Raw genomic sequence first — 9,687 nt, forward strand, 5'->3', positions numbered from 1 at the left:
GAAGCAAAGCCAAGATAGGTGGTGGAAAATTTAGGCCATTGCGCGCAATTGAAAAACCTTAGCGTGCTATATTTTCCGTTTCCTGAGACGACCCCTACAAGGGCCGTAAGCCGTCACTGACTCCTGAACAAGTGGCTCTGCTGCATCAACGTCTTGAATCTGGCGACTACAAAACCAAGCGAGCATTGGCGAAGGAGTTTGGGATTTCTGCGCCAACGCTGTATCGGTATCAGTAGTAGTTCCAGCTATTTGATATTATTTGTCTATCTATTGAAAATTTTTCTGAGTAAAACAGGGTCGGCATCCTGAACTGAGCTTGCTCCAATTTTATTTGCTGCTAACCGTAAACAGGAATCGACCGATACAAACCAACTTGCCATCAAGTAGTAACTGAACCGATACTGTCGTAATGCGCCGACCCGCACGAACAATACTGGGGACTGCCTGTAACGTACCTATAAATGCTGGCCGCAGGTAATCAAAGGTCATCGTGGAGCATAAGGGCAGCTCATTATCACCACGCTGACGGGCAAGATAGGCGGCGGCGGCCACTTCACCAAAACTCGCGAGAATGCCGCCATGAAACGTGCCAATCATCGGGTTGCCGATATGCGAATCACGAAAGTCCATAAAGTACTGTATTTCTCCATGTTGCATTTCCTCACGAAAACCTAGAAAATCGACAAAAGGCTCGTCACACAATTTTAGTGGGGGTGTTTCCGCGCTCATCTGATTTACTATACTCATATCACTCGCCTCGCGCTTCATTGCTGTCAAAAGAGGGTCCCATCGTGCCGATTGCGAAAGAACCAGTGACAGTAGCCAGTAGCTCACCACTGTCTTCTGCAACCGCTCGGCCCGTGATAAAGGCCACCGTATCGGTTCTACCAATGCAATCCACTATCGCCTTTAAACCTACCGCAGAGGGAATACGTCGCAAAAAATCGACACGCAAATCAATAGTGGCAATCGGCTCTAACGACCGCAATGACGAAAAAATAGATAAGCCGCAAGTCGTATCCAGCAGCGTCACCAAAGCCCCTCGATGCAGTGAGCCTTTACGGTCAGAGAGTTGCTCAGAGAAGGGCATCGTCATCTCGGCATGACCATCGCTCACTGCACCAACACTAATATTGAACATATTGAATAAAGGGTGATTAGTACCAAAAAACGCCTTAGCCATGGTCAGGTGTGCCGTGTTATTACTGTCCATTTTTGAACTCCCGCCATTGCTGGCTGATTTTATTGCGAAAAAATTAGCGGCACGTCTCAAAGTGCAAGGGCGGCATCTGTATAATTACGTTCGGCCTGCATCACCGCCACAATGGCCTCTTCAATGGCGGCATATGGAAAGTTTGTGCTTTCCGAGGCAGACTTCAAACACATGGCTAATGCCGTCCATGCTTTTTCGCAAGCCCTCATTAACAGGGGCAGTCGATATTGCTGTACACTTGCGTCATAGTGAACCGCTTCATCAAGGAATTCAGCGTACATTTTGCGGAAGCCGCCGCCACCTGTGCCACGCTTTTCAATAATTTGGTAGGCAAATCGGGTCGTCCAGTGCCAATCGCCTGTGGCTCCCCAACGACTCAGTTCGGCCAGCCATGTTTCCAGTGCCGATATGCCACTCACAGCTAATGACTTGGCGTTGTCATGGATGACACCGGTAATCATCTCGGGGGTAATTTCGCCTTGAAACGCGGTGGGCGTGAACATATTGCCATAGTGAATAAATGGGGGCTGTGTAGAAAAACGTGCGCGGGTCAGTGCCTCTCGCGTCACCGACAAAACACTCGGACGCTCGGTATCGGTGACAAATACCGCACCTGTCTCTGGATTTCTCGACCAAGCGGCTATGGCGTGACCGGGAAAGTGCGTGCTGCTGTTGAAGTAAGGTAAATAAAAAATATCCGTCAGCAACAGGGTGGGGTGACCCGCATCCAAACATTTCTCCAGCGCGGTGGCTGCCGATTCGGGTGACTCGAAGGTTTGCCACTCAAAGGGTATACCGATACTTTCAAATACGCGCGCTTCAAACCCCAAAGACCGCACATGCACTAAAAATGGCACAGGGGCGTCAGCCATTTCCAAATAGGTCACGCCAAGCCCTGAGCCTAATCCAAAGCACATGGCCTCGGAAATATTCAGCCCATTAAACTCGAGCAAATCACGAATTGCGGAGCTGCCACAATGCCTCCCGATGGCGTGCGTGATACGGGATGGAGTCTTATAGTTGGTCACAGGTTTTTTGCCTCTTCGTGAAAATCTGGATTAAGGATGCCTCTTGTCATCATCTGCCATATCGCATCCGCGATCTGTTCAAGATTGTACTTACCATTTTCTTTATACCAAGTGGCAGCCCAGTTTATTGCTCCTAGCCCAATCAGTCTTAACAGATCTGCATCCACATCGTTTCGGATACAACCATAAGACTGCAGATCATCAAGAATTGTCTGCCAATATCGCTCGTATCTGTCTCTCTCAGCAATAATCTGCTCACGTGCGACTCCATGTACCGAGCGCCACTCAAACAACAACACATAAACCATATCGTCACCCGACATAAGGATATCGACATGTGTCTGCAGTGCCGATTGCATTTTTTTGAGTGGATCTTGAATCGCGGAAGTCGCCTCAACAATCCTGTAAATAGTTCTCTCAATAGCAAGCCGCATCATATCAACCAAAATATCGTCTTTACTACGATAGCGGTAATGCAGACTGCCTGGAAGAATACCACAAGCACTGGCAATTTCTCGCACACTGGTACGCTCAAAACCCTTTTCTCGAAACAGCTTGGCAGAAGCGGCTAATACTCTCTCGCGGTCAGCAACTTCGACTCGCGTAGATTCACTACTCAACATAGTTTGACTCATAACATTATATCAATAAGACAGGTTACTCGACTTGGTCAAGTCGAGTCGAGTCTTTCACGGTCTCTCCTGATCTATACAGCTTTTGCAATGGGGACATTAAAAACAATTCGTGACGCTTCCATAGGGTCTTGATGCTTATCATATTCAGCCAGCCAAGAATTAACCTTTTCTGGGATTTCGGTGTCGCTAGGATGGAAACCTGGCTTAAACCAGTCCAGATAGCGTGGAATAAGTCTGGTAATCAGGCCACGTGGTCCATAGAGGCGATAAAATCCCTTAGCAAGCACCAATGGCTGACCTTGTAGTTTGTCAATTTTCAACATATGCCAAAGAACTGAGCCAACCACCGCATGTACCAGTAGCGTTCCGATAATCAAAGCAGATGCGCGGGTGAAATACCCCCCACCTGCCGCTGTTTCGTAAACATCAAAGGCTACTGTTTTGTGTTCGACTTCTTCTACCCCATGCCACATGAACATGGCACGCATTGCGGGATGAGCATTCTTGAACATCTCACCCTCACCCTCCATAGCACCCTCGCCTAGTACAGCAGTAATATGTTCAAAGGCAGCTGTCATGGCCAACAGATACTTGGCGGGCAGGTGTTTTTGGGAGAGCCGAATAAATAATTTGAATCTTGCGATGACCTTTTCGACATGAATGCCTTGCGACTGCATCACCGCATTATACTGGTCATGCACAATGCCATGTTGCGCTTCTTGGCGAAAAAAGTTTTTGATATCTTCTCTCAGTTTAGGATCTGTGACCAGATCCTGATAGTTACGCACCGACTGAATAAAAAAACGCTCTCCATCGGGGAAGTGAATAGAAAGTGCATCAAAGAAGCGTGTTAACACCGGGTCACCGTCGTTCCAAAAAACTGGAACATCACTTAAATCAAACCGCGGCTTACGTGGCTGGATATTGATCATATGAGTCATGGCGAGAGTTTCCTTGTAAAGGCATCGAATGTCTGTAAACCTGCTATCACATTTGACCTTGAGCAATATTTTTCACCTTGGTCAGGCACAGCAAATATCACACAAGAATTCAACGGGTATTGGTCAAATGACCAAATGCATATTTTGAATATATATTGGTCGATTGACCAAATGTCAAGCCTGTCCTCAAAATTTGATAGAATGAGTTAACAACGCAGCAGGTGAGCCAGATCATCTTTGACATCGAATATAGCTACCAGACCTTTTGGCAGAGGTGTTTTTTTAATGTTAGTTTTTTTACATTAGAGTGTGTTGACGTTTGAAAATATTGATTGCAAATTGGAGGCAGACTCAGAGAATTAAAGCTCTCCCCATCCGAGTCCACCATGCCACGCTTTATGCTGAACGACCAACATTGAGCAAAGATTTCTCCTATGCTCAAGCAACAGGACATTGATCACAAACCAAATTTACGGCTCACCGTAGAAGCCATGCTCTACAGAATGTGGGTGAAATGTCCATGGCTAGACCTACCTCCTGACTGAGTTTGGTCAGCAGCCTAATCTCTACAAAAGATACAACGACTGGTCAGCAAAAGGTTTTTTCCAAAGCATACTCAGGGTTTTATCTACTGACTCTGATATAGAGTAGGGGTTATGGATAGCAATTACGTCAAGGCACATCAACATAATGCACGTGCTGCAACTCACGATCAGGAGGCGATTGGCTTAAGTCGAGGTAGCAAGACAAGTAAGATCCATCTTGCCGTAGATGGGTATGGATTACCCATCGTGTTTGCGATCACGGGTGGTGAATTACACAAAGCCAAAGCTGCACCTGACTTGCTCTCACAGGTATCTATCGATGCCATTCTGATTAACATCTGAATCAGCGTAATGCAAATCTAGCCTGATGTAGTTTTAAGCTACCCCATCAACGCCTGTACCGCAATCGACTCATCCGCCAACCGCAGTGGATCGACCGCCGTACCAGCCGTGATCAGCTTTTTGCTTAGCATAAACTCCTGCGGACGATTCACACAATCCGCCGCAATCAGGCGACCCGCCTGCAAATAAAACGCTGCAAAGCTACGCCTTTGCTGCACATCACCCCGAATCACGATCTGATCATACCCCTGACTGAGTCCCGCAATCTGCAACTTTAGATCATACTGATCTGACCAAAACCAAGGCAAACTCTTCGAGGTCCGCTGTAAGCCACACAAGGTCGCCGAGGCAATTTTGGCCTGTTCATTGGCGTTTGGTACCGACTCCAAGCGCATCCGCCGCTGATAAATCGGATTAAACGCATTGGCACAATCCCCGATGGCCACAATCTCTGGCGCACTGGTACGGCAATACTCATCAATCACAATACCATTGTCCACCTGCAAGCCCGCGTCCAGCGCCAACTCGATATTCGGTACAACCCCGACCCCGATGATCACCAGATCTGCATCGAACATCGAACCATCGGCACACAGCACCGCTTGCGCCCGCCCCTCACCCGTGATCGCCGTGACCGACACACCGGTATGAATCGTCACACCCTGTTCGCGATGAATCCGCGTATAAAAGTCCGACACTTCCGGTGCAGTTACCCGCTGCAAAATCCGCTCGGCGGCTTCCAAGACCACCACCTGCATGCCCTGCTCGGTCAATGCGGCGGCTGTTTCAAGACCGATATAGCCACCACCGATCACCACTGCTTTGCCGTTGGGTTGTACAAATGGCTGGATAGCCTGTACATCGCTGATATTTCTAAGATAATGCACACCTGCCAAATCAGACCCAGCCAGCGACACCGTCCTGACTCGTGCACCGGTACACAGCGCCAACTGGTCATACGCAAGCGTACTGCCATCTTGTAGTGTCACGCTGCGCGCTGCCCGATCAATCGCAACCACCCGCCCGTGCCGAAATTCGATCTGATTTTTTTGATAAAAAGCGGCTGGCCGAATCAATAACTCATCGACCAGTTGTGCACCGCATAAAAAGGTCTTGGACAACGGCGGTCGATGATACGGCAAATACGGCTCATCGCCGATCACCACAATCTCGCCCTGCCAGCCATCTGGCCGCAGACTTGCCGCCAACTGCGCCGCAGCATGACTTGCGCCAATGATGACGATTGTTTGCATATGAATTCACTCAGTTCATGGTTGATGCACAGCATCAATTGTTGCCGACGACAGTTGCAAAATGCCTCTGTCGCCTATTTTGATACCTACGCTTTGGCAGTCAGTTTGACCATCATCTTGGCATAGCCGCGCACAAAGTTAGACTGCACCAACTCTGGCTCACCCAATACCTCAATATTGTCGAAGCGAAGCAATAACTCCTCCCACAGAATCCGCAACTGCATCTCGGCCAAGCGATTGCCCATACAGCGATGCACACCAAAGCCAAATGACAAATGATTGCGTGCACCTTTACGATCAATCAAAAACGCATCTGGCTGTTCAATCACCCGCTCGTCACGATTGCCCGAGGCATACCACATTAAGATCTTGTCGCCCTTACGGATGGTTTGGCCGTGCATCTCGATGTCTTGCTTGGCGATGCGACGCATATACGCCAGTGGGGTCTGCCAGCGAATGATCTCGGACACCATATTTGGAATCAGGCTCGGTTGGTTTTTCAGTTTGACAAACTGCTCAGGAAACAGGTTCAGCGCATATACCCCGCCGGTCATGGAGTTCCGCGTGGTGTCATTCCCACCGACAATCAGCAAGGCCAAATTGCCCAAAAACTCCATCGGACGGTGAATCAAATCCTTGGTATCGTCATTGCTCAGCATTAAGCTAATCAAATCAAATCCCATCGGCTCACCTGCCGCTTGCTGAGCCGCCTTGGCATGCCACAGCGCGGCAAACTGCTTGGCCATATCAGCGGCGGCATTAAAAAGCACATCGTTGTCGCTAATCTCACCGCCCGTGGCTTCTGCGCTGCCCGCCAACGTATCAGACCAGTACACCAGCTTGTGCCGCTGTTCATACGGAAAATCTAACAAGGTCGCCAGCATGCGTGCGGTGATTTCTTTGGACACCCGCTCCACCCAATCAAACGGCGTATCGAGCGGCAAATCATCCAAAATCTCTTGTACCCGACTGCGGATCAGCCCTTCCATTTCTTTTAAATTTTTCGGTGCGACCACACCTTGTACCGCTTGACGCTGCACATCGTGCTTAGGCGGATCCATTGCAATAAACATTTCCACATCCAGTCCGGCGGGCGGCTTGCCAATCACAATCACCGGTTCCGCCGAAAACAGCTCGTGGGATTTGTCCACGAACACAATATCGTCATAACGGGTAATCGACCAAAATGCACCGAATGGACTGCTTTTTTGGTAATGAACAGGACGCTCGTCGCGTAGCCGCTTAAAGTATGACTGCCATTGATGCTGTCGATATAAAAACGGATTGCTCATATCGATGTCTTCGAGCTTGAGCGTGGCAACATCGGGGATTGGCTTTTCTACAAAATCAGGGAACGGTTGCGCCTGTGTCACCCGTTGCTTGACCTTTTGGAACACCTGCATGCCTTTCACTTGTAAATGCATGGGTATCGGCAGCAGGGCTGAAATTTGGTTTAGTGTGGCTTGCATGTTTTTCATGATTCATTCCTCAATGATGATGCTTAACAGCTGTTGAAATCTGCCGTCACTACATTTGAAACTCAGGCAAATGCACCACCATGCCATCCATTGCATCGGACAATTGAATCTGGCACGCCAAACGAGACGACGCCGTACCTTCTGGTACCATCTCTAGCATGCGCGCCTCTTCGTCATTGGGCTGTCCTGTCGCCGCCAGCCAAGCACCGTCAACGATCACATGACAGGTTCCACAAGCACATTCGCCACCGCAATCTCCATCAATGCCGGATACGCCGTGATCGATAGCCAGTTGCATCAGCGACTTGCCCGCTTCGATGTCAAGTACGGTGGCGGTACCGTCATACTCGATCAATGTAATTTGACCCATTATTACTACTCCTGTGTGGTATACGGTTGCTGGTGACGCCGATGAAAATAGCCATCCCTCTTTACTCATAATAGACATGTATCCATACTGCTTACAGGTCTCTTGTTGACAATATAGGGTCATTAAAAGACGATTATGGCGCTGTAGCCCCATCGTCGATTGCATTTTTCTAGTCGATGTTCTTTCATACTGGTCTGTTATTGAGGTGTTTGAGCCATGTTGCATCCAAGTCTGCTGACTGGTCTCGCCAGTACAAGTGAATCTGCTAATATCCCCTGTAGCTATACCCGTCTGATTGGCCGAGAGCTGGACTTGCAGGCGCGTGACCTACCTAAACTATTAAAATTCACCACGCTGACCGCTGAACAACTGATGCGTGACGACACGATGATCACGGCCAGCCAACAGATTCAAATCTTACAAAATAGCTTGGAGTTGTCCGCATCCGATCAGTTTGGCTTGCGTTTAGGGCAGCGGCTCACGCCGTCAACACATGGCTCGATGGGCTTTTTAATCAATAGCAGCCCGAACTTATTGGCCGTGTTACAAGCGTTTCAAACTTTTTTGCCGACCCGTATGAGTTTGATTAGGCTCGAAACACACACCAATGCTGAGTGGACGACCTGCTTGATTTTCTTTGAGCAGACCTTGAGTCATGCAGTACATCGGCTACTGTCCGAAACTGTTGCGGTGATTTTTTCGGAATGTGCCGAATTTATTGTTGGACGACCGCTGACCGAGGCGGTGATTCAGTTTAGCCATCCCGCCCCCGATCATCATGCCTGTTACGCGGATTATCTTGCCGGTACCTATCAGTTTGATCAGCCACAACTGTCGATCCGAGTGCCGACCGAGTTGTGCTTGATTGCCAATGCATCCGCGCAGCACGATAGCTATCTGCTGGCGATGCAACAATGCGAAATGATCCTCAACCGGCTCAAGACCCAACAACACAGCACCACCTACCAAGTGCAAAAAGCCATGCTGTCCTATCCGCTCGGGCAACTGAGTGAAGAGGATCTGGCTGCAGCCTTGTTTATGAATAAGCGTACGCTGGCCAGACGTCTGGTCAAAGAGAACACGAGTTACCGGCTGATTCGAGATCGGATTTTATCTGAGAAAGCCAGTAGTTATTTACATGACCCTCAAATATCGGTCGAGGCAATTGCCAGCTTACTGAATTACCACGACTCTGCTAATTTTCGGCGCGCGTTTAAACGCTGGTTTGGTGTATCACCAAGTGCTTATCGGCGAAAAATCACCCATCGGCAAGAAGAAAATGACCTGAGAGAATGAGGTTGTTCGTATGATTGTTAATACGTTGAAACATCAATACGCCCTAGAAAAATACCTTAAAACGCTATGTCAGAGATGGCAATCATATGGCAGCCCTCCACTTCCAATCCGATAACCTCAACTCAACCCAACGCTTGCAACCCGCTGTGAACTCTGTAGAGGTTTTAATTCCCATTGCAGCCCATCCACCGTCAATGTCTTCAGTTAGGGGTCGTCTCAGGAAACGGAAAATATAGCACGCTAAGGATTTTCACTCCGACTTCTTTTAACGATATCCAACACGGTATTTTTGCTTAGATTGACCAGCCGACCGACTTGTCGATAAGAGTGTCCAGCAGACACCAACTCCAACACTTTAGGTGCCAGACGATCTGACTTGGTACGTTGACCAGGACGACGACCAAACACAACGCCACGCGCTTGTGCCGCTGCTACACCAGAGCGCACACGTTCACGTAGTAAATCTCCCTCAAACTCTGCTAATGCAGACATCACAGAAGCCATGAGCTTTCCCTGAGATGTGGAAAGGTCAAACTGCAAACCTGTTTGTGCCACCAGAGATACCCCGAAATGCCCAAGATCTTGT

11 protein-coding genes and 1 pseudogene are annotated in these 9,687 nt (G+C 48.8%); 3 read left to right on the top strand and 9 right to left on the bottom strand.

The genetic code is table 11. The features are described from left to right. Positions 1 to 113: 113 nt before the first annotated feature. Positions 114 to 236 (top strand): annotated as a pseudogene (locus ACINWC743_RS24125) (helix-turn-helix domain-containing protein); the annotation flags it as partial. 91 nt (positions 237 to 327) lie between these two features. Here the strand turns inward: ACINWC743_RS24125 and ACINWC743_RS21285 are convergent. From ACINWC743_RS21285 to ACINWC743_RS21305, 5 genes are all read right to left on the bottom strand, one after another. Next, complete coding sequence (locus ACINWC743_RS21285) at positions 328 to 747, bottom strand: PaaI family thioesterase (RefSeq protein WP_000029507.1); 420 nt, start codon at positions 745 to 747, stop codon at positions 328 to 330. A gap of 1 nt (position 748) precedes the next feature. Further along, a complete protein-coding gene (locus ACINWC743_RS21290; RefSeq protein ID WP_000378064.1) occupies positions 749 to 1,213 on the bottom strand; it encodes a PaaI family thioesterase in 465 nt (154 codons plus the stop codon). Positions 1,214 to 1,269: 56 nt separating this feature from the next. Then, on the bottom strand, positions 1,270 to 2,241 hold the full coding sequence (locus ACINWC743_RS21295) for a BtrH N-terminal domain-containing protein (protein WP_000186299.1): 972 nt from the start codon (positions 2,239 to 2,241) through the stop codon (positions 1,270 to 1,272). Continuing rightward, positions 2,238 to 2,864, bottom strand: a complete 627-nt coding sequence (locus tag ACINWC743_RS21300) for a TetR/AcrR family transcriptional regulator (RefSeq protein WP_000952904.1) — start codon at positions 2,862 to 2,864, stop codon at positions 2,238 to 2,240. Before ACINWC743_RS21300 ends, ACINWC743_RS21295 begins: the two co-directional genes overlap by 4 nt. A gap of 83 nt (positions 2,865 to 2,947) precedes the next feature. Then, positions 2,948 to 3,817 carry a metal-dependent hydrolase gene (locus ACINWC743_RS21305; RefSeq protein ID WP_000149466.1) on the bottom strand — a complete coding sequence of 290 codons (870 nt, stop codon included), beginning with the start codon at positions 3,815 to 3,817 and terminating at the stop codon, positions 2,948 to 2,950. Between the two features lie 656 nt (positions 3,818 to 4,473). On the opposite strand from ACINWC743_RS21305, the gene ACINWC743_RS21315 reads away from it, so the two are divergent. Continuing rightward, complete coding sequence (locus ACINWC743_RS21315; RefSeq protein ID WP_004656998.1) at positions 4,474 to 4,704, top strand: IS5 family transposase; 231 nt, start codon at positions 4,474 to 4,476, stop codon at positions 4,702 to 4,704. Between the two features lie 38 nt (positions 4,705 to 4,742). Here ACINWC743_RS21315 and ACINWC743_RS21320 read toward each other — a convergent pair whose 3' ends face one another. The 3 genes from ACINWC743_RS21320 to ACINWC743_RS21330 form a co-directional block, all read right to left on the bottom strand. After that, complete coding sequence (locus tag ACINWC743_RS21320) at positions 4,743 to 5,957, bottom strand: NAD(P)/FAD-dependent oxidoreductase (RefSeq protein WP_001193555.1); 1,215 nt, start codon at positions 5,955 to 5,957, stop codon at positions 4,743 to 4,745. A gap of 86 nt (positions 5,958 to 6,043) precedes the next feature. Beyond that, positions 6,044 to 7,435: a cytochrome P450 gene (locus tag ACINWC743_RS21325; RefSeq protein ID WP_004658516.1), complete on the bottom strand. Its 1,392-nt coding sequence runs from the start codon at positions 7,433 to 7,435 to the stop codon at positions 6,044 to 6,046. Between the two features lie 49 nt (positions 7,436 to 7,484). Beyond that, positions 7,485 to 7,805: a 2Fe-2S iron-sulfur cluster-binding protein gene (locus tag ACINWC743_RS21330; protein ID WP_004658513.1), complete on the bottom strand. Its 321-nt coding sequence runs from the start codon at positions 7,803 to 7,805 to the stop codon at positions 7,485 to 7,487. Positions 7,806 to 8,021: 216 nt separating this feature from the next. Between ACINWC743_RS21330 and ACINWC743_RS21335 the strand changes: the two genes are divergently transcribed. Continuing rightward, the gene (locus tag ACINWC743_RS21335; RefSeq protein ID WP_004658508.1) at positions 8,022 to 9,101 is read left to right on the top strand and encodes an AraC family transcriptional regulator; all 1,080 of its coding nucleotides are present in this window, start codon (positions 8,022 to 8,024) and stop codon (positions 9,099 to 9,101) included. Positions 9,102 to 9,341: 240 nt separating this feature from the next. Here ACINWC743_RS21335 and ACINWC743_RS21340 read toward each other — a convergent pair. After that, a partial coding sequence (locus tag ACINWC743_RS21340; protein WP_009586945.1) for a recombinase family protein occupies positions 9,342 to 9,687 on the bottom strand: 346 nt, incomplete at its 5' end.

It is taken from the genome of Acinetobacter sp. WC-743, assembly GCF_000335555.1.
GTDB classification, from domain to species: Bacteria; Pseudomonadota; Gammaproteobacteria; order Pseudomonadales; family Moraxellaceae; genus Acinetobacter; species Acinetobacter bereziniae.

Excerpts from the sequence above, each read along its gene's own strand:
- ACINWC743_RS21285 (WP_000029507.1), bottom strand. The coding sequence starts at position 747 with ATGAGTATAGTAAATCAGATGAGCGCGGAAACACCCCCACTAAAATTG.
- ACINWC743_RS21290 (WP_000378064.1), bottom strand. The coding sequence starts at position 1,213 with ATGGACAGTAATAACACGGCACACCTGACCATGGCTAAGGCGTTTTTT.
- ACINWC743_RS21300 (WP_000952904.1), bottom strand. The coding sequence starts at position 2,864 with ATGTTGAGTAGTGAATCTACGCGAGTCGAAGTTGCTGACCGCGAGAGA.
- ACINWC743_RS21305 (WP_000149466.1), bottom strand. The coding sequence starts at position 3,817 with ATGACTCATATGATCAATATCCAGCCACGTAAGCCGCGGTTTGATTTA.
- ACINWC743_RS21315 (WP_004656998.1), top strand. The coding sequence starts at position 4,474 with ATGGATAGCAATTACGTCAAGGCACATCAACATAATGCACGTGCTGCA.
- ACINWC743_RS21320 (WP_001193555.1), bottom strand. The coding sequence starts at position 5,957 with ATGCAAACAATCGTCATCATTGGCGCAAGTCATGCTGCGGCGCAGTTG.
- ACINWC743_RS21325 (WP_004658516.1), bottom strand. The coding sequence starts at position 7,435 with ATGAAAAACATGCAAGCCACACTAAACCAAATTTCAGCCCTGCTGCCG.
- ACINWC743_RS21330 (WP_004658513.1), bottom strand. The coding sequence starts at position 7,805 with ATGGGTCAAATTACATTGATCGAGTATGACGGTACCGCCACCGTACTT.
- ACINWC743_RS21335 (WP_004658508.1), top strand. The coding sequence starts at position 8,022 with ATGTTGCATCCAAGTCTGCTGACTGGTCTCGCCAGTACAAGTGAATCT.